Source organism: Paenibacillus xylanivorans (genome assembly GCF_001280595.1).
GTDB lineage: Bacteria > Bacillota > Bacilli > Paenibacillales > Paenibacillaceae > Paenibacillus > Paenibacillus xylanivorans.
In genome coordinates this window covers 415-21501 of record NZ_LITU01000071.1, presented here as the reverse complement: position 1 = coordinate 21501, position 21087 = coordinate 415, and the positions used below count along the sequence as shown (strand labels likewise).

At 47.3% G+C, this 21087-nt stretch carries 19 protein-coding genes; all 19 read right to left on the bottom strand.

What is annotated here, in order from left to right; genetic code table 11:
• Positions 1-27: 27 nt before the first annotated feature.
• On the bottom strand, positions 28-924 hold the full coding sequence (locus AMS66_RS22555; RefSeq protein WP_053782940.1) for an ABC transporter permease: 897 nt from the start codon (positions 922-924) through the stop codon (positions 28-30).
• Positions 925-1056: 132 nt separating this feature from the next.
• The gene (locus AMS66_RS22550; RefSeq protein WP_053782939.1) at positions 1057-2658 is read right to left on the bottom strand and encodes an extracellular solute-binding protein; all 1602 of its coding nucleotides are present in this window, start codon (positions 2656-2658) and stop codon (positions 1057-1059) included.
• A 328-nt stretch (positions 2659-2986) separates the two neighbouring features.
• The gene (locus AMS66_RS22545) at positions 2987-5254 is read right to left on the bottom strand and encodes a helix-turn-helix domain-containing protein (protein ID WP_053782938.1); all 2268 of its coding nucleotides are present in this window, start codon (positions 5252-5254) and stop codon (positions 2987-2989) included.
• 299 nt (positions 5255-5553) lie between these two features.
• Positions 5554-6501 (bottom strand): ribose-phosphate diphosphokinase, encoded by a 948-nt coding sequence (locus tag AMS66_RS22540; protein WP_053782937.1) that lies wholly within the window; start codon positions 6499-6501, stop codon positions 5554-5556.
• Positions 6502-6580: 79 nt separating this feature from the next.
• Positions 6581-7405 (bottom strand): histidinol-phosphatase HisJ, encoded by an 825-nt coding sequence (gene hisJ / locus AMS66_RS22535; RefSeq protein WP_053782936.1) that lies wholly within the window; start codon positions 7403-7405, stop codon positions 6581-6583.
• A gap of 11 nt (positions 7406-7416) precedes the next feature.
• On the bottom strand, positions 7417-8145 hold the full coding sequence (hisIE, locus tag AMS66_RS22530) for a bifunctional phosphoribosyl-AMP cyclohydrolase/phosphoribosyl-ATP diphosphatase HisIE (protein WP_053782935.1): 729 nt from the start codon (positions 8143-8145) through the stop codon (positions 7417-7419).
• A complete protein-coding gene (gene hisF, locus AMS66_RS22525) occupies positions 8138-8899 on the bottom strand; it encodes an imidazole glycerol phosphate synthase subunit HisF (RefSeq protein ID WP_053782934.1) in 762 nt (253 codons plus the stop codon). Before hisF ends, hisIE begins: the two co-directional genes overlap by 8 nt.
• 69 nt (positions 8900-8968) lie before the next feature.
• Positions 8969-9703: a 1-(5-phosphoribosyl)-5-[(5-phosphoribosylamino)methylideneamino]imidazole-4-carboxamide isomerase gene (hisA, locus tag AMS66_RS22520; RefSeq protein WP_053782933.1), complete on the bottom strand. Its 735-nt coding sequence runs from the start codon at positions 9701-9703 to the stop codon at positions 8969-8971.
• Between the two features lie 163 nt (positions 9704-9866).
• Complete coding sequence (gene hisH / locus AMS66_RS22515; protein ID WP_053782932.1) at positions 9867-10487, bottom strand: imidazole glycerol phosphate synthase subunit HisH; 621 nt, start codon at positions 10485-10487, stop codon at positions 9867-9869.
• A gap of 3 nt (positions 10488-10490) precedes the next feature.
• Entirely contained in the window at positions 10491-11120 is a 630-nt protein-coding gene (gene hisB / locus AMS66_RS22510; RefSeq protein WP_053782931.1) for an imidazoleglycerol-phosphate dehydratase HisB, read from the bottom strand.
• A complete protein-coding gene (gene hisD, locus AMS66_RS22505) occupies positions 11113-12417 on the bottom strand; it encodes a histidinol dehydrogenase (RefSeq protein WP_053782930.1) in 1305 nt (434 codons plus the stop codon). The genes hisB and hisD overlap by 8 nt, the downstream gene beginning before the upstream one ends.
• Positions 12418-12524: 107 nt before the next feature.
• Positions 12525-13184, bottom strand: a complete 660-nt coding sequence (gene hisG, locus AMS66_RS22500) for an ATP phosphoribosyltransferase (RefSeq protein ID WP_053782929.1) — start codon at positions 13182-13184, stop codon at positions 12525-12527.
• A gap of 1 nt (position 13185) precedes the next feature.
• On the bottom strand, positions 13186-14400 hold the full coding sequence (locus AMS66_RS22495; RefSeq protein ID WP_053782928.1) for an ATP phosphoribosyltransferase regulatory subunit: 1215 nt from the start codon (positions 14398-14400) through the stop codon (positions 13186-13188).
• A 537-nt stretch (positions 14401-14937) separates the two neighbouring features.
• Positions 14938-15480 carry an acyltransferase gene (locus AMS66_RS22490; protein ID WP_053782927.1) on the bottom strand — a complete coding sequence of 181 codons (543 nt, stop codon included), beginning with the start codon at positions 15478-15480 and terminating at the stop codon, positions 14938-14940.
• Positions 15477-16127, bottom strand: coding sequence for a pyrophosphatase PpaX (ppaX, locus tag AMS66_RS22485; RefSeq protein ID WP_053782926.1), 651 nt, complete (start codon positions 16125-16127; stop codon positions 15477-15479). The genes AMS66_RS22490 and ppaX overlap by 4 nt, the downstream gene beginning before the upstream one ends.
• 6 nt (positions 16128-16133) lie before the next feature.
• Complete coding sequence (gene lgt, locus AMS66_RS22480) at positions 16134-17171, bottom strand: prolipoprotein diacylglyceryl transferase (protein WP_053782925.1); 1038 nt, start codon at positions 17169-17171, stop codon at positions 16134-16136.
• 126 nt (positions 17172-17297) lie between these two features.
• Positions 17298-18236, bottom strand: a complete 939-nt coding sequence (hprK, locus tag AMS66_RS22475; RefSeq protein WP_053782924.1) for an HPr(Ser) kinase/phosphatase — start codon at positions 18234-18236, stop codon at positions 17298-17300.
• Between the two features lie 262 nt (positions 18237-18498).
• Entirely contained in the window at positions 18499-19623 is a 1125-nt protein-coding gene (locus AMS66_RS22470; protein ID WP_053782923.1) for an ABC transporter ATP-binding protein, read from the bottom strand.
• Between the two features lie 103 nt (positions 19624-19726).
• Complete coding sequence (locus tag AMS66_RS22465) at positions 19727-20923, bottom strand: PucR family transcriptional regulator (RefSeq protein ID WP_053782922.1); 1197 nt, start codon at positions 20921-20923, stop codon at positions 19727-19729.
• Positions 20924-21087: the final 164 nt, after the last annotated feature.

Sequence of the window (21087 nt, the reverse complement as noted above, 5' to 3'; positions counted from 1 at the left end):
AAGTAGCTTGGCGTACCCTTTGTTCTTTTAAAGAATGCCTTCACCTGTTGTCTTTTTCGATATATAGTTCGAGCCGAGTACAAATATAAGTCCAATGACCGCCTGGAACAGTCCAACGACAGTTGCCAGCGTATATTGTCCCGATTCCAGCCCGACCCGGTATACAAAGGTACTGAGCACGTCGGAATATTCACGTACTGCCGTATTCCCGATAATAAAAGGACGATCAAAGCCGATGCTGACCATGTGTCCCAAATTAAGAATGAGCAGGGTTACGATGGTTGGCTTGATGCTTGGCAGGGTAATATGCCAGATTTTCTTAAGCCGCGTTGCTCCATCAATCTCTGCCGCTTCAAACAATTCCTTGTTAACACCCGTCAGCGCAGCCAGATACAGAATGGTTCCCCAGCCTGCACTTTGCCAGACACCTGTGAACAGGTAGGTCACAAGCCATGGATTTTTCTCCGTTAAAAATGGAATCGGGTTTAAACCCATACTTTCAAGTACACCATTTACCATACCTGATTGGTTACCGAATAACTGGTACACAATTCCCCCAATAATGACCCATGAAATGAAGTGAGGGATATACAGAATCGTCTGTGATATTTTTTTAAACCATTTAAACCGGATTTCATAGAGCATGATGGCTAATATAATGGGAGCAGGAAACGAAACGATCAGATCAAGAAAATTCAGCATAAAGGTGTTGCGCAAAGTCGTGTAGAAATCTCGCATCCCGAATACCTCGCGAAAGGCATCAAAACCGATCCACTCACTGCCGTTAATACCTTGAAACAGATTAAAATCCTTAAATGCGATCTGAACGCCATACATCGGCCCGTAGCGAAACACCACGAAATAGATGAGGGGCAGTGAAATCAACACGTATAATTGCCAATACCTCTTCAAGTATGCGGTCAAGTCGGTCTCCTCCTAACAATGAAGAAACGCTGTGCCGCCTTAGCCTCTGCCGACGGCACAAGTTCCTTCATGAATGATGCGATATCAAGCTTGTGTTCTATAGATTCGTACGTTCGTACATATCTCAGACGACTATTTCGCAGCAAGCTCCTGAACCGCTTGATCCAGTTCCTTCTTCAGCTCTGTGCCACCCAGGGACATGAAATCATTCATTTCCCGTTCATACACTGCATCGAACTCTTCCGGTTTAGCCATTGCTGTTTTTACGATAATGACATTAAGCTTATCTTTGAGCGCCGTACTGTACTTCATCTCTGCCTGAATCGGTTTATCAAAAATGATGGGTCCTACCGTATCAGTGTTGGCAATATCAATGGACTGTTTGAGCAGTTCCTGATTATTTTGCGGGAAGCCCATAACCCATGCTTTTTCGTTGATAGCCTGATCACCGATATTTTTACCGTTTGAGATAATAGCTGTATCTCCTGCGTTGAACAGACGATCCTTCGCTTCCTGTGAAGCATCCTCTTTGACAACCGGAATGCCGTCTACCAGATCGTAGTTCTCTCCTTCCACGCCACTGTAAATATCAATCAGGTTATTGTCTGATGCCATCCAATCCAAATATTTTATGGCTTCCACCGAACGTTTGCTGCTCTTCGGAATCATGATGTACATGCCGTTTGAGCCGTAACGGGATTTGATATGTTTGTTGTCTACGTTTGCGTTGGTGTATGAATCGACCGGAAGCACTTTACTTCCTGCGGTATTTTTAAGCAAATTATCCAGAGTGCCATCTGCATAGAAAATGGCATCGACATCCTCAGACCAATAGCCAATGTTACCATTCTGTACATCCTTCACCAGTTGAGCCTTATCTTCATCCAAACTGAAGTCCTTGCTGATCAAGCCTTCATTGTACAGCTTGTTCATGAACTTCATGGCATCCTTGAAGCCTTCATGAAGAGGCAGTTCATAACGTTGGGCGTAAGTCAGATCCCCACTGATCGGCTTGATGAATGAGTAAATTAAAGTCTCGAACTGAGCTGGTGCCAGTGCCATCCCCATTGGAATGTTTTTGCTGCCAAGTCCGCCAGGATCCTTCTCTTTAAATGCTTTCAGAGTGGTGTACAATTCATCCGTCGTCTTCGGTACTGGCAATCCCAGTTTATCCAGCCAATCCTGACGAATATAAGAGCTATATCTGCCTGTGATGGCACGTTTGCCAGGAACTGCGAACTGCTGTCCCTCTAATTGACCAAATTTAAGTGTGTCCTCGCCAAGGAATTTTTTCAGATTCGGTCCATATTGGTCAATTAACGCTCCCACATCAGTCAGACCGCCTTGCTCGGCATAACGATAAAACACACTTGAGTCATATACAAATACAATATCCGGAACATCCGTATTACTCGCCATCAGGACATTCAACTTTGTTACTTCCTCCGAGCGCTGAATCGGAACAAATTGTATATCAATGTTATTCGGGTCGCCGAACCGTTCCTGTATCAGTTTGGACAAATAGTTATTCGTAATGGTGTAAGGAGAAGGGCTGTTTCCACGGTCAAACACCTCCACTTTCAAAGTGACACGCTCGCCATTGCCTGATGCACTGCCTTCTGACTCCTGATTCGATGCAGATGAACAGCCGGCCAGCAAGGAAACTCCCATTACCATAGTAAGCGCCAATCCCATCCATTTCTTTAGACTCCCTTTGGTTGCTTTTCCTGTCATTTTGTCATCTCCTTAGCATTGCGTGAATGTTTAAAGCTTGCCCAGAGTATTCCACATCTTTCCGTGCTCTGGCAATAAACTCGTTTCGGAAACGCTTACATAAGGATAATGGTTTATCCCGAGCGACGATTTTCGCAGACTGACTATATTCGTAAAGGGGCCAAAAACAGGCGTAAATCAAGGGTTTCTTGCATAGGCGTAGGCTTCCAACCGAAATACAGGTCAATACAGGTCTACACCAGCAGCAAAAAAGGCGGACTCCTGCTTGGCTCCTCCTGAGAGAAACCTGCATGAATTCCACCCTGTGCTTAGCACGATATAATGCGCATCATGAGCCTTTGATTTGCGACTCGGGATCGTGATGTTCACGTTTCATACGGCGATAGTCTCCCGGTGTAATACCCGCAACCCGTTTAAATACACGTCCCAAGGTAATTCCATTGGCATACCCCACCTTCAAGGCAATGTCCTGCAGGGAAAGATCCGTACTCCGCAGAAGACGCTCCGTTTCCTTCATCCGCAGTTCTGTAAGGAAGTCTACAAATTTCATATTGAACTCTGTCTTAAACAAATAACTCGCATGTTTGCCGGTAATCTGGAATCGATCACTAAGGTGTTTCAGTGAAAGATCAGGATTCGCAAACTGTTCTTCGATATAGTTTTTCATTTCATTGACCATCGCTTTGTAGCTCTTGGTTTCAGTTACCGACACATAAGTTCTGAACAGATCCGTTAGGTCATCAAAAAGAATGTCTTTAACAGCTTCAAGTGTCTCTGCTTCTTTCATCAGCATCAACCACTTGTTTATGTTTTCCTCCGATAATTTCTCCTGCAGCTGTTCAGACATGACCGCTACCTCCCGGCTGAGCATCTGTAGCATCGCCTGAATCAAGGAGTGAATCTCATCATCTGGCAGCTTATCACGTTCAAAAGCCGCGAATATCTCCTCCAGCTGATCACGCCACTGACTGCTCGACATCCGAAACCGTTTAACAAAATCAGCAATCATCTGCAAATAAGTATAGGTATCAAGCAGTTGCTGCTGGTTTTCTCCATACCCAGCCAGAGCGACATCACCGTCCCTCAGTAATCTGCGGTGCATCACAGTCTCAGCCGCCACGTATGATTCATGAATAACCTTAATGCCCTCTGCGATCGGTCCGATACCGAAACTCAATGATATACGCAGATTCTGCTCAACCCAAGATCGGCACTCCTCCGCAACCAAGCGAATCTGCTCAGTCATATCCGGGCTGCCGTCTGTAGACAGGAAAAAGATCGCAATCTGATCCGAGCTGACCCATTCCGTCCAGCATTGCATGCCCGCATTGCGCGAGAGCTCTTGCAGTACGTTCATTAACGCAAATTTGAGTGTATTCTGCTCACCTCTTGTAAATCGTTCCTGGAATCCCTTCTCATATCGGTTGATTTCGCCAACCACCACGGCGAAGCATGACGAAGTATCCACGCCAGTTAATGGGGAAAGGTCCTTTAATCGCTCTACTGCATGATCCAAATTCTCTCCATTCAGCAGATCGTTAAAAAGTTTGCTGCGTTGCAGCAGCACGTTTTCCCGGCTCTTTTTGTCCGAATCCATCATATGGTTGATCAGGTTTTCCAACACGCCATCAATCAATTTCATCTCATCGGTACGAGAGCCGGATTGTTCCAGCACACGAATCTGGTGGGCCTCAATCCGATTCATGATAATCTGAATCGGTTTATAGTTGCGACGAGTAATATAGATAATATAGACGATCGCACAGATGACGGTCACAATCGCAATAATTACCCACACATAGGAAACGACCGATACCCAACCATACAGGTTTCCCTCCTTGATCCCACTGGATATCGTCCAGCCCAATCTTTCCAGCGAAAGGGTGTTAAGCTGTTGTCCTTCTATGGCACCTTCACGATCTGAATGCGCATCGTATACAACTCGACCATCACGATCAAGAATACTCATGAAGGAAAGCTGGCCATTGACCATGCTATCAATACTCTGCTCGATACTGCTCATCTTGATATTAATGACAAGTGCCCCATCCGAGCCGAATGGCAGGGGCATGTCCTTATCCACCGTCAGCACCCGAATAGGCGTACGCTGATTAACCCCTGCATCGTATTCCCTGACAGGCTGCCAGCCTGAAGAAAGAGAACCGGACTCGATCCGGGTGATCCACGCCTTATCTGAAAAGCTGTCTACATCCTTGGAACCGCTTGAGGTTAAAACGCTTTCATTTTTCTTGTCATACAAATAAATCGATTGGATCCAAGGGTTGGAACTCGTCAACTCACGCAAGCTCTGTGCAATGCTATACACGTTCTCTTTGCCCATCTGATTCTGGCTATTGAAATAATACTTGTAGGCTTGTTCACTCTGCACCGCTTCCATCACTGACAGCTCAATATCCCGGATCGTCCGATCCAGACTGTCCACCAAATAGCTGGAGGAGATGCGGTCTGCCTTCCTTGTTTCTTCCCTGGAGATGTCATTAATGAAAACAAAAGCGATAAAAATGAGTACGGTCATGGTCAGAAAGAAAATAGGAAAATAAGAAAACAGTAAACGATAATACCAAGTCCGGGACAATAGACCCCACTCCTCACTCCACGACACCATTGTATAATAGCCGTGGTTCTACTGTTCATCCATCCGTTACATCTCTGGGATTGAGTCATCCTAACAGCACGCAGCCATAGAACTAATTTTAAGTTATTATAGCACAAGCCTTCAGGCAGCAAAGCAGGAATCGATTGTCTCCTTCGCCATAACTCATCCGAATCCTCACCATATCCACCATCATAAAAAAAACAAAAACCGTGCTGAGCAGCAAACTACTCAAACACGGTACAGTAAACCTGGATTCGCACAGTCTGTGCTACTAGTGGTTAAATCCCTGAATCTTTAAACAGCGTAGCCATAGACCCCCCATCCACAATGATGCGAATAGCACGAGCAAGCATTGGAGCTACGGGCAACACTTTGAAGCATTCGGGATGATCATCAGGCAATGCAATAGAGTCTGTGACTACCACCTCGGCAATGGACGGATGATTGAGCTTACCTAGCGCTCCGTCCGAAAACAGGCCATGGGTTGCGCATACGTATACATTTTTGGAGCCCCGTTCCTTCAATCCTTCAACAACATTGAGAATCGTAGTTCCGGTATCGATCAGATCCTCAATAATAATTGGAGTTCGCCCCTCAACATCCCCAATGACATGCGTAATGATCGATTCGTTGTGGCTTGGCCGCTTCTTGATCATAATGGCAAAGGGGGAATCTAGACGATTCGCCAGTTTCTCTGCCATCGACGCTCGTCCCGCATCAGGGGAGACAACCACCGGATTTTCAATCCCTTTACTCAGCAAATAATCACTAATGAGATCCAATGATGTCATGTGATCTACCGGAATATTGAAAAACCCCTGAATTGCTGCTGCATGCAGATCAATGGTTACTACCCGGTTCGCCCCGGCGGTAGTGAGCACGTCCGCAACCATCTTGGCCGAGATCGGCTCACGCGGTGCAGATTTACGTTCCTGACGAGCATATCCGTAGTAGGGAACGATAATATTTACTGTACGGGCAGAAGCCCTTTTGGCTGCATCAATCATGACGAGCAGTTCAACGAACAACTCATTAATCGGATGAGATAATGATTGAATCAGAAACACATCACAGTTGCGGATCGACTCTTCGTAATGAACGTATATTTCTCCGCTCTTGAACCGTGACAGCTTGATTTTGCCTAGTTGTACACCCAGCTTGTCGCATACCTGTTCTGCCAGCTTAGGGTTCGATGAACCGGAAAAAATACGTAACGAATGCTGCATAATGCCCTCCCGAGGGTTGAAGTCCCTATATAATCCTTATCTAAAAGGTTATTTCCTACCCTCATTATACTCCACTGCTCTATACATTTAAAGAAAGGAACGAGCGCTGACGTCCTTCAAAAACAGCTACCTCCGTACAGCCCAGCTCGCGCAGGAGCGCCTCAGCCTCAGGCAGATAATCCCCCAGCTTCAGTGGATCATGTGCATCGGAGCCAAGCGTGAGCGGAATTCCCAATTGAATAGCCTCCGTTAACATCCGGCGACCAGGGAACATCTCTGCACATGGCTTCGATAATCCTGATGCATTGAGCTCCATGGCGCAGCCACTTTTCGCGATGGCTTGCAGCGCTGCATTCTCCAGAGCTATACGCTCTTCAGTCTGCTCAGCTGCCGGAGCGAAACCAAAGCGTTTGATCACATCCGTATGGCCCATAATATCGTACATTCCCGTCGTTGCTGCCTTGCTCACAGCATCATAGTATTGCCGATAAACTTGTAGCACATCTTTGCCTTCCCAATGATGGGTCTGGCGAAAATCCGTAATATCCCATTCTCCGAGAAAGTGAACCGATCCAATCACATAGTCCCAGGGGTAGCGCTCGATAATGGCCCGAATTTCTGTCTCCCAGCCTTCAATATAGTCGCCTTCGAGGCCGACACGGACATCAATCTGTCCACGGTACCGCTCCTTCAGAGAGAAACACTCTTCCACATAACGCGGCAGCTCGTCCATGGGCATCGCCATTTCGGGATAATAATGAGCGGGGTCTACATGCAGCAAAGGCATATGATCGGATAGCCCAATCTGCGATAGGCCTATCTCCACCCCACGCTGCACATACGCCTCCAGCTTGCCAACGGCATGACCACACCGTTCATGGTGTGTATGATAGTCTACGCGCATAGTCTCGCCTCCTAATCGCGGCGAGGCCGCTCGTGGCGACGGCTCAGCTCTGACATAATGTCATCCAGCGGTAGCTTGCGCTCTTGTAACAGTACGAGCAAGTGGTACATCAGGTCACTGACCTCAAGACGAAGCTCGTCATTGTCTTTATTTTTGGCGGCGATGATCGTCTCGGATGCTTCTTCACCGATTTTTTTCAGAATTTTATCAACGCCTTTATCAAACAGATACGTCGTATATGCGCCTTCCGGACGCTCGCGTTCACGCTCTGCAATAACGGATTCCAGTTCAGCCAGTACTTCAAAACGACTTTCCGAGCTGGAACTTGCAGTAGTTGCACCCGATTCGCTTGAAGCCTGTTCTTCGGATTGCTCTGGCAATCCCACGATTTCATTATGGAAACACGTCACCGATCCGGTGTGGCAAGCAGGACCACTCGGTTTTACCTCAACGAGCAAGGTGTCACCATCACAATCGTATTTCAATGAAGTAATCGTCTGTACGTTGCCTGAAGTTGCGCCCTTGTGCCACAGCTCTTGACGCGACCGTGACCAAAACCACGTTTCACCGGATTCCAGCGACAATTTCAGGGATTCCCGATTCATATAAGCCATCATCAGAACTTGACGTGTCTCCGTATCCTGCACAATGGCAGGTACCAATCCGTCGCTCCAACGAATGTGCTCCACAACCTGCTCCAAGGAAAGCTGCTCCTTGATCTCATTGCTTACTTTAGTCACGGATCTCCACCCCTTGTTCTCTCAAATGTTGTTTTAACGCCGTAACGGCGATTTCTTTGTAATGGAATATCGTTGCCGCTAGTCCTGCGTCCGCTTTGCCTGTCGTGAACACATCATAGAAATGAGATTCCTTACCTGCACCACCCGAAGCAATTACCGGAATACGTACAGAATCGGATACCGCTGCGGTCAGCTTCAAATCAAAGCCATCTTTCGTTCCGTCCGCGTCCATGCTGGTCAGCAAAATTTCTCCAGCACCTAGTGTCTCCGCCTGCTTAACCCATTCCAGCGCCTTGATCCCTGAAGGTTTACGTCCACCATGCGTATAAACCTCCCACTCGCCCCAAGCCTCATTATACTTGGCGTCTATTGCTACGACGATACACTGGGAACCAAAGCGGCGCGCTCCGTCTGCAATCAGCTGAGGATTAAGCACTGCTGCGGTATTTACGGCAATTTTGTCCGCTCCAGCACGTAAAATACGCTTCATGTCTTCCACCTTGGAGATGCCTCCACCTACAGTAAAGGGAATAGCGATCTCACCTGCGGTTTGCCGTACCACTTCTTCCATCGTCTCACGGCCTTCCACCGAAGCGGAGATATCGAGAAATACCAGTTCGTCCGCGCCCTCGCGGTCATACAGCGCCGCTAGCTCCACCGGATCACCCGCATCGCGGAGATTGACGAAGTTAACGCCTTTGACAACCCGACCGTCCTTCACGTCCAGACAAGGAATGATTCTTTTTGCCAGCATGCTCCTCTTCCTCTCTCCTGATGATCGTTATCGTGCCAATGTTTAATTAAGCATTTATCGTACTTGCTATTATTTATTTACCGCACGAACCGCTTCGGACAGAGCAATACTGCCAGTATACAGCGCTTTGCCCACGATTGCTCCTCCGACACCATCTTCCGCATGCTTGCTTAAAAGAAGCAGATCATCCATGACACTAACTCCCCCGGAAGCAATCATCGTACGGCCACTCGCCTTCGCAAGAGACACAATCGCTTCCACGTTAGGACCCTGCATCATGCCATCACGGGAGATGTCTGTGAAGATGAAGGTTTCGGCACCGAATGCCGCCAGTTCCTTCACCAGTACCTCAGCCTGAACTTCCGATGTCTCAAGCCAGCCGCGCGTCGCTACATACCCATTGCGTGCATCAATACCAATAGCTACTTTGTCTCCATACCGTCCCAGTACTTCTTCTGTAAAAGTGCGATCCTCAATAGCAGCTGTTCCGATAATAAGACGACTCACACCAAGACCCAACAAGCGCTCTACATCAGCCACTGTACGAAGACCACCACCTACCTGAACAGGCACGTTCACGGCCGACGCAATACGTCCGATCAGCTCATCATTCACGGGATGACCTGCTTTTGCACCGTCCAGATCCACCAGATGAACGTATGTACCACCTTGCTTCTCCCAGGAAAGAGCAACTTGAACCGGGTCATCGTTATATACCGTCTCCTGATTGTAATCTCCCTGCACCAGTCTTACACATTTGCCGTCCCGGATATCAATTGCTGGATATATGATAAAAGATGACATACAAGGCCTCCTGAATATATTTAAATTTGTGCTCTAAGCTACATTCTATATAAGTTTAGCTACAGATTATTTGGAAGGATGAATTTGGAACGAGCAACATAATTGAGACACGCTTTCAAACAGGATTCCCAAATGAACTGAACAATGACGATAAGAATGATAATTACGCCTTCAATCCAGTCAAGGCCAGGAAGTTTCCAAGCAGCTTCATTCCCAGCTCTCCGCTCTTCTCCGGGTGGAACTGCATGCCGAAATTGGAACCTCTTCCGACAATCGCCGTAACCGCATGTCCGTAATCCGTTACTGCCAATAGATCGCTCTCTACTTCCGTTCGTGCATGGTATGAATGGACAAAATAGACATGGCCTGCCTCAAGCCCGACGAATAGCGGATTCTCCGGATGCAGGAACTCCAATCGATTCCAGCCCATATGTGGAACCTTTAATTCTCCAGGTGCGAATCTCACCACTTGACCAGGCAAAATATCCAGTCCTTCATGCTCGCCATGCTCCTCACTTGAGCTGAACAACAACTGCATGCCCAAACAGATCCCGAGCAGCGGTTTTGGTCCGGCTGCCGCTTCCTTCACTACAGCGTCCAACCCACTTTCCCGCAAGTGCACCATCGCATCGCCAAACGCACCCACGCCTGGCAAAATCACACCATCTGCACCAAGAATAACATCCCGGTCACCTGTAACCAGCGCTTCGTAGCCAAGACGTTCGACCGCTTTGCCGACGCTGTGCAGGTTCCCCATACCGTAATCGACAATTGCAATCGCCATCGTCTACAGCACTCCCTTCGTTGAAGGCACACCCGTTACACGTGGATCAATCGTTGTCGCCTCATCCAGTGCACGGCCCAGTGCTTTGAATATCGCCTCGATCATGTGATGCGTATTTTGTCCGTAGTGTACAATAACGTGCAATGTAATGCGTGCTTCAAGCGCTAATTTCCACAGAAACTCATGTACCAGTTCGGTCGAAAAGCTGCCCACTTGCTGGGACGGGTACTCTGCACGGTACTCAAAGTGAGGTCGGTTGCTGACATCAATCACAACCTGAGCGAGTGCTTCATCCATTGGGACAAATACACTGGCATATCGCTTGATGCCCCGCTTGTCACCCAACGCTTCACGAAGAGTTTGTCCCAGACAGATCCCGATATCCTCTACCGTGTGGTGGTCATCAATATCAATATCGCCGCGCGCCTGTACGTTCAGGTCGAATTGTCCATGCTTCGTGAACAGGTCCAGCATATGATTCAGGAAAGGTACGTCCGTTTCAATCTCGGATTTCCCGGTTCCATCTACGGCAAAAGCAAGCTGAATGTTCGTTTCATTGGTTTTGCGGTCTACCTCTGCCTGACGTACAGCACCCTTGTTCTGAAGGTCCAAACCATTATTCTGCTTATCCATTATCCGATTCCGCCTTTCCTTCCTGTTCTAACCGTACAGCGATCGCACGGGCGTGTCCTTCGAACCCTTCATGCCGGGCTAACTCTATAATAGCCGCTCCGTTTTGAAGCAACGCTTCCTTACTGTAATAGATCAAACTCGATTTTTTGATAAAATCATCCACGTCCACAGGTGAACTGAATCGGGCCGTTCCATTTGTCGGAATAATGTGATTCGGTCCGGCAAAATAATCCCCTACCGGCTCCGAACTATACGGGCCGAGAAAGATCGCTCCGGCATTTTCAATCCGGCCAGCGTAAGCCATTGGCTCCTGCACCATGATCTCCAGATGCTCCGGTGCGAGCCGGTTCACCACATCGATTCCTTCATCAATTGAATCGACCACAATAATCGCGCCATACTGCTCCACGGAAGCAGCAGCGATATCGCGCCGCGGCAGCACGTCCAGCTGCTGCTGCACTTCGGCCTGCACGGCTTCCGCCAGCACGGCCGAGGTCGTGACGAGAATGGCCGATGCCATCTCGTCATGCTCCGCCTGCGACAACAGGTCGGCGGCGACATATACCGGGTTCGCCGTATCATCGGCGAGCACCACAATCTCACTCGGCCCGGCGATACTGTCGATATCGACCGCGCCGTACACCTCGCGCTTCGCGAGCGCCACGTAAATATTGCCCGGTCCACAGATCTTGTCGACCGGGGCAATGCTCTCCGTGCCGTAAGCGAGGGCGGCGATCGCCTGAGCGCCGCCAACCCGGTACATCTCGCTCACGCCTGCTTCCGCAGCAGCCACGAGAATATACGGGTTAATACCTTCACCGCCGTTCGTTGAAGGCGGAGTCACCAGAACAATCTCCGGCACGCCGGCCACCTGTGCCGGAATCACATTCATCAGCACTGACGAAGGGTACGCCGCTTTGCCGCCAGGTACATAAACGCCGACCCGCTTCAGCGGCCGGATCACCTGGCCCAGCAGGCTGCCGTCCGGCTGCCAATCCATCCATGAATTGCGTTTCTGCTTCTCATGAAACGAACGAATGTTAGCCGCGGCTTGCCGGATCGCCGTCACGAAGGAAGGCTCAACGGCTGCATAAGCCGCCTGCAGCTCTTCCTGCGGCACGCGCAGCTCCGAAGCCGTCAGCTTCGTGCGGTCCAGCTGCTCTGTGTAACGCAGCAGTGCCGCATCTCCTTCCCGTCGAATGTCGCTGACAATGCGCCGTACCGTTTCATTTTGCTCCGGTGTACCGTACTCCACTTCCCGCTTCAGATCAAACTCCCGTGCAGATACGATTTTCATGCGTACAACCTCCCTATCCCTGTAGTGCCTGCGTAACCTCTAATACCCGTTTATGCTATATGATCAATTCTCGAATAGTTACTTCTGTTCCATCTTGCCTGCTTCATTTATCCCCGAAAAATCCCCGCAGACACCTCATTCGAGGCTGGAATGACCTGCTGAAGTGCATCGCATAACGCCTGAATCCGTGCGTTCTTCATCCGATAGCTTACCCGATTCGCGATAAGGCGGCTCGTGATATCCAGGATGCCTGTCATCTCAACGAGTCCGTTCTCCCTCAACGTCTGTCCGGTCTCTACCAGATCGACAATCCGGTCAGCCAGACCAATCAGGGGCGCCAGTTCGATGGAACCGTTCAGTTTGATGACCTCTACCTGTTGTCCCTGCTCGCGGAAATATTGGGAGGCGATTCTCGGGTACTTTGTTGCCACCCGCTGCTGAATGCCAGGCGCCCAGTCGGGTAGTCCAATAACAGACATGCGGCACTGTGCGATTCCCAAGTTTAACAATTCGTATACGTCCCGATTTTCCTCAAGCAGCACGTCTTTACCAACAATCCCAATATCCGCTACTCCATATTCCACATAGGTAGGCACGTCCACGGGTTTCGCCATGATGAACTCCATCCCCGCTTCCGGCACTTCAATCACCAGTTTGCGTGTATCATCTACATCAACGGGAATATCAAGTCCAGCCTCGCGGAACAATTTGGAGGCTTTCTTATAGATTCGGCCCTTCGGCATGGCTACCTTCAAAATATCCGACATCTCAGCGTCCCCCTCCATTTTCAGATCCGTACGTGATAACCCGCTCAGCCTGGATTGGTTTGTTGCCTGTTAGAGCACCAATCTTTGTCCCGCTTGCCTCTGCTCCATCTCCAGAAAGGAGGAACGTTACTACATTTTGACCGATGCTGCGTAGTCTCGCCGCCTCCGTTAGAGCCTCAGCCCGGCGTTCCGAAGTATATTGAATAAGTACAGGCTTCTTCTCTTCTATTGTAATTCCATGAACACCATCAATAATCCGGTTCGTTTTGAGCGCAAATCCTGTAGCTGGTAATGAACGACCAAACTGCTGCAACAGATTGTCATATCGTCCCCCACTGCATACCGGTGATCCGAGTTCTGCCGCATACCCTTCAAACGTCATGCCTGTATAATAGGAGAAATCACCAATCATCGTCAGATCAATCAACACATGCTCAGACACACCGTACGCTTCCAACACTTCAAATACCGCACATAAATGTGCAATCGATTTTGCTGCTTCATTACTTGAACTTAGCTCTGCTGCGTGTGTACATACTTCTTTACCGCCACGAAGACGTAAGATCGCTTCGAGCTGTTCCTTCAGTTTCGGTTCCAGATTCAACGCTTCAATGGATTGACGATAGCCGACATAATCGCGTCCCAGCAATCCTTCTTTCAACTGCTCCTGTTGTACCGTTTGACCTGGAATGACTTCCTCCAGCAACCCGTTCAGAAATCCCATATGACCCATCGCGATTTTAAAGGAAGACACACCCGCTGCCTGCAAAGAAGCAATCGCAAGTGCTACAACTTCTGCATCTGCCTCTGGCGAATCATCACCAACAAGCTCTACACCTGTTTGGAAAAATTCCGCCTCACGTCCCGCTTCCTCTTCTATAGAACGAAACACATTGGCATGATAGGACAGACGCAGCGGAAGCTCTTCATCCTTCAACAAAGAAGAAACCACCCGTGCAATCGGGGCTGTCAGATCTGATCTTAACACCAGCGTAGTCCCTCGACTGTTCAATAATTTAAACAGCTTGCGATCCGATGTGGAGCTCGCTACACCTACAGTATCGTAGTATTCAATCGTTGGTGTAATGATTTGGCGGTAACCCCAGCGTTCCATGCATTCCAGTACATTTCGCTCAATCGTTCGCAGTTTGGTCACCACAAGCGGTGTATAGTCACGAAAACCTGTCGGTTTTTCAAAGCCTTTTGGTTTGGACATTGGTATTATTCACCCCGAGTCAGTAGTTTAAGATTGGTAGACGTTCTATTTCAACAGGATTTATGTAGTGTAAATCCCCATTCTATCTTGTAACCTGATTTCTTATTGCTGCTGCCAAGCAGACTTCAAAAAGTGATTCGTAAGTGTTCAATTTTACTTAACTATAACTAACTTCCATCCTGTTTCTTTAACATGGTAAAGTGCTAATAAACTAAAGTATATGGGATATGATAACATGAATGACTCTCCATCGTCAACAATACGGCCCCTTTGGTGTACTTATAACGCATCTCCATTTTGATCCCCTTGCTGAAGAATAGTCTACTTATTTGTATACGAAAAAAGCTGCCATCAGCAGCTTCCTTATTCCAGTGAGTTCAACTTATTCTCTTCCCCTGACTGAACCAATTCAGGTTAATTTCCGTATGTTCGTTAACCATCTTTTCAGATGTTTCTTAAATCACTTTCGGTATACCCTTAAATTTTTCCCGCTTTCCTTTGTTTTCACCTGTTCTTGATTTCTTATGATGAGTCTTCTTACTCCAAAGTTCCCGGAACAGATGGCTCAGTCTTTATGACGATCTCCTCCGCTGAAGCATCCGAGCGAGACAGATCACGAAGTGGATTCCCTCCAACAAAAGCCCCCGGAGCCACATCCTTATGAACAACTGCTCCTGCAGCTACAACCGCACCGTCTCCAATGGTCACACCCGGCAGGATCGTTGAATTTGCACCGATCAGTACATTTTCCCCGATAATCACCTCACCGAGTCTGTATTCTTTAATAAGATACTCGTGTGCCAGGATCGTGGTATTGTAACCAATCACGGAGTTTTCGCCCACCGTAATTTTCTCCGGGAAGAACACATCAACCATAACCATCAATCCAAAGGCCGTATGTTTACCCACCTTCATGCCAAGCATGCGACGATAGATCCAGTTCTTGACCGATAGAATCGGGCAGTACCGTGACAACTGAATCCAGATAAAATTACGCACGCCTTTCCACGGACTCACTGTCTTATAGATATGCCAAAGTGCGTTATGGCCTTCTACGGGATAGCGGGTTACTTTTCTCATGAACGTTCCGTTTCAATCAGCGTAAGCAAATCCTTCATGTCGTGCAAAATATAATCCGGGTTATAGCCGCTCAATACGGCCTCTCCCTTAAGCGACCAGGCTACGCCTGCCGCAAGTGCACCCGCGTTCTGTGCCGATTGAATATCGACTGGGCTGTCACCCACCATCAATGTTTTGGAAGGATCTGCACCCAACTCCTCGATTGCTTTCAGGACGGGTTCAGCATGCGGTTTGGGATGGGTTACATCGGTAACCGTCACAATCGATTTCATATATTTCAACAGGTCGAAACGCTCCAGCACCTTAAGAGTAGATGGACGAATCTTCGTTGTGACAACCCCCATCACAATTCCTGCCTCATGAAGAGCTTCAACGACCTCAATGACGTGAGGAAACGGCTGAACCATCGCCTCATGATGAACGTCGTTGTATGCCCGATATCCTTTCACATACTCCGCAACATCCTCTTTCCCAGAGAAGGTACGCATCTGATTCTCCAGTGTCCCCCCCATATGTGGGATGATCTGTTCGCGTGTCCAAGGGGTTGATAATTGCAAATCATCCATGACATGAAGAAAAGAGTTGATAATCAACTCATTCGTATCAATAATCGTCCCATCCAGATCAAACAAAACCGTGTCAATCATGCTGCATTACTCCTTTTTCTCTTCAGCTTGCTTCAGATCCTCTTTGGCCGAGGCTGGAGTTACCGTGTCCTCTTTGCCTGCAACTGGGCCTGTATGCACCATATCATCCGATGATTCTGAAGGAACGTTGGAAGATACAATTGGATCGCTATATCGCACATCTGCCTTGCCTGTCATTCTTCTCACAACGATGAAGATAATCGCAACAATAATGATTCCAATAGCCAGCAGCTGCGAAATTCTTACATTACCATAGGCCGGATCAAGATATCCTTGCTCGAAGCCCATAGCTGTCATCGGGGACCATAACCCATTAACCATGGAGGCGACCCATTGCGGAGCCTGGAATCCCAGACTGTCGGTACGCAGCGCTTCGATAAAGAAACGACCGATCGAGTACCAGATAAAATAGGACATGAACAGCTCACCTGCACGCAGGAACTTCTGCCGGCGCAGTACCAACAATATGATTAAACCAACAAGACTCCACATCGATTCATACAAAAACGCAGGATGATGGAATACACCTTCCACGTTCATCTGATTCACAATAAAGTCTGGCAAATGAAGCTTGTCCCTCAAAAACGATTCTTCTACAGGACCGCCATAGGCTTCCTGATTCACAAAGTTACCCCAACGTCCGATCATTTGTCCCACGATCAGTCCAGGTGCACAGATATCGGCCATACGCCAGAAGTTATACCCTTTACGACGGAAGAAAATGACTGCACATATAATCGCACCTATCAGTGCGCCATATATGGCGATACCACCATTCCATATTTTAAAGACATCCCAGAAATTATCCTTATAATCGTCCCATCGAAATGCCACATAGTATATGCGGGCACCGATAATGGCAGAAGGCACACCAAGCAGAACCATGTCCATGAACACTTCCTGCGGAATGTTATACCGTTTGCCTTCCCGAATAACGAGCAGCAAACCTACAAGTGCCGCTGTACCGAGAATAAGCCCGTACCAGTGAACCTTTAACGCTCCAATGGAAAACGCAATCGGGTTCAACAGTAATAATGTATCCATTCATTCACACTCCTATAAATTGACTCATTCACACGCATGACCAATTGTGCATGTCTCCAACACTTGATAAAGGAGTGGAACATGTCAACAATTGGCCTTAATCATATAACGGTATCTTCTCTTCTCTTAGTCCATGTCTTCCATATCTTCAGAGATCGTTGCTGTCAGCTTGTTTGTAAACTGCAGTGCAGCATTCAGACCCATCTGTTTCAGGCGATAGTTCATTCCCGCCACTTCAATGATAACAGCCAAGTTCCGTCCCGGACGAACTGGGATCGTTACAAGTGGTACATCCGTATCAATGATGCGAGTCGTTTCTTCATCCAGACCAAGACGATCATATTGCTTATCCTGCTGCCAAGCTTCCAGACGGACAACCAGTGTAATCCGTTTGTTATTGCGAACCGCGCCCGCACCGAACAATGTCATTACGTTGATGATACCAACGCCGCGGATCTCAAGCAGGTGACGGATCAATTCCGGTGCAGTTCCGTGCAGCTGGAAGTCTGATGTCTGACGAATTTCTACCGCATCATCGGCTATCAATCGGTGACCACGTTTCACCAGTTCCAGTGCAGTTTCACTTTTACCAATACCGCTGCTTCCGGTGATCAACATCCCTACTCCATACACATCACAGAGTACACCGTGAATTGTTGCTGTAGGCGCCAGTTTCTTCTCCAGGAATCCGGTAATCCGGCTGGATAAAATCGTTGTAGCCATGTTGCTGCGAAGCACAGCCAGATTCTGTTCTTCACTGATCTCAATCAATTCCTGTGGTACTTCAAGTCCACGAGTTACTACGATACAAGGTGTTTCTTCCGTACAGAGGCGCTGCATCCGATCACGGCGCTCATTTTCCGGCAACATTGCAAAAAAGGCCAGCTCTGTTCTACCAAGCAGCTGTACCCGTTCTTGTGGATGATATTCAAAATAACCAGCCATTTCCAGTCCAGGACGGTTCAAGTCGTCTACAGTAATGATTCTCTTCAGTCCGTGAGATCCAGAAACAACCTCCAACTGGAACTGTTGTACCAATTCAGATACTTTCACGTTTTTCGCCATTTGTCTCTTCCTTTCAGCATTCGCTGCCCTCTATGTACATCAGCATTAGCGTCATTCCATTGCATTAATAGCGCATTCATGTTGTTCAATTCAGCTTATAACCTTCAAATAATCTTAAATGAATTCCGGGCTGAATGCAATCTTGGCTTCACTCACCGATGAGTCAAAAAGCCCCTTCCAGCAATAACGGAAGGGGCCCAGATTACAATGTATGATTGCGTTAACTGATAGATTCCATCGCTACCGATGAATCTCAGTACTATTAGTCTTGAAGAAGAACGTTCGCTTCAGTCTCTTTGTCAAAGATATGAACTTTGTTCATGTCAATTGCCATTTTAACTGTGGAACCATCACGAGTGTTGGAACGTCCGTCTACACGTGCGATTGTAGTGTCGTTACCTACACCGCTCAAGTAGAGGAGCATTTCGTGACCCAGGTTCTCTGTTACATCTACGTGTGTAGAGAATACAGAGTTCGGGGATGCTTCCAGGAATACTGGCTCTTCGTGAATGTCTTCTGGACGAACACCCAGAATCACTTCTTTGCCAATGTATCCTCTTGATTTCAGCACTTGTGCTTTACCTTGTGGGATCTCAACATCCACACCAGGAGCTACGAAATGCAGGCTAGTACCTTGCTCAGCCAGTTTACCCGAGATAAAGTTCATTGTCGGGGAACCGATGAAACCAGCTACGAACAGGTTAGCCGGGAGGTTGTAAAGCTCTTCTGGAGAAGCTGCTTGTTGGATGATACCATCCTTCATAACAACGATCCGATCACCCATTGTCATTGCTTCGATCTGGTCATGCGTTACGTAGATAACAGTTGTTTCCAAACGTTTCGCAAGTTTAGTGATCTCAGCACGCATTTGACCACGCAGTTTCGCATCCAAGTTGGAGAGAGGCTCATCCATCAAGAACACTTGTGGATCACGGACGATCGCACGTCCCAGAGCGACACGCTGACGTTGACCACCGGACAATGCCTTAGGTTTACGCTCAAGCAAATGCTCGATATCCAGGATTCTAGCTGCTTCACGTACACGTTTGTCGATCTCATCTTTTTTCACTTTACGCAATTTCAAACCGAACGCCATGTTTTGGTATACGCTCATATGCGGATACAAGGCATAGGATTGGAATACCATCGCGATATCGCGGTCTTTAGGAGCAACATCATTAACGACACGGTCGCCGATATAGAGTTTACCTTCAGAAATTTCCTCAAGGCCTGCGATCATACGCAGTGTTGTTGATTTACCACAACCGGACGGACCTACCAGTACCAGAAATTCTTTATCTTTAATGTCCAGGTTAATATCAACTACTGTTGCTTTATCAGAACCCGGGTATTTTTTGAAAATATGCTCTAAACGTACACCAGCCATGATTGTTGCCTCCTCAGAGATCATTTTGTAATCGAATACATTTTGTAGTTTTATATTAACCCATTTACATGATGTTTGACTATTCGCAAACTGCACAAAAATATCAAAGCTTTTTCGTCACTTTGTACATAAGCAGTAAAATCCGCACCAGAACAGCACTTTCGAAGTTCCTGACATCATATCCAATCTCCTGTTTGATCTTATCTAGACGATATACCAAGGTATTTCGATGAATGAAAAGGCGCTTTGCCGTCTCGCTGACATTACAATCCAGATTGAAAAAGGTCTCCAGCGTAGCTAGTGTCTCACTATCACTAAACAACACAGTACCCTTCCCCGTTTCCTGTATAAAACGAAGACGTTGTTGCACTGGAATGCTATCTACCAACCGTTCAAGGTGCAAATCCCAAGGGAGATGAATGTGCTGTGCAACGTGAAAGGCCCTGCCCAGGTGAACACTTTCTTGAAGAAGTGCCGTAACAGAAGATAGTTCCTCTGCAGGGATACACGGTAAGGATGCAGACAAATGAAATACACCCGCCCATTCACTGGCTACTAATTCATATAGCCCCTGACAAAAGGCATTCAGCAAATCCTTTCTGGCTTCAGTCGTATCCTCTTCAGCTTCCCCTGTAACAATCTGTTCATCACCCAGAAACACCCACTCCTGCGCCCCTACAGGAATCAGTATAATTTCTTCACCAAAATAACTTTCGAGTAGTTTATTCAGTTCCTTGGAACGAATACGATGAGCATCAGGTGTCTCACATTGCAACAAAAATGGGATTTTCTCTGTATTCAACTCTCCTGCCAATGAAAAATAATCTGGGATAGGCTCCTGCTGAGCTGGTTGCTCAATCTGCTGTCGAAGCCAATGACCCAATTCAGCAAGCTGTTGCTCTCTATCATTCTCATAGATCACAGGCTGTTCTTCATCCAGTAATCTATTATGATTGCTAATGAGTAGTTCAATTAAACGCTGTACTTCAAACGTAACAGAGTTAGCAGAACATCCCCAACACAAGATATTGCCTTCTTGCTCATTCAAACCAACTTTAAAATAAATACGTTCCTCTGTACTCCAACTGCGTACATCCGTAACGAGATCATCTGAGCTTTCATTTTGAGGTGCAAGATCGTCGGCCTCTTCTGTCCCCTTACTCAGGGTCATTTGTTTAGCTTCATATGCAACTGACTTTATTGCAAATTGATTCCATTCTTCTATAGTTAACACAGATTCGTCCAATGTAGTGCCTATAATTGCTTCAATTTGTTGTTTTAGATCAGGTATGAGCTTCATAAAATGAACGCCACCACTCTGCTTTTTTCTATTATTTTATCATATCTTGCGGAGCATCGCCTTTTTTCAGTCCTTATTATGATTTTCTACTTTATTACTTGATTTATCCATAACAAAAAAGAGTGATTAATCAAATTAATGATCAATCACTCTTTTTCAAAAGA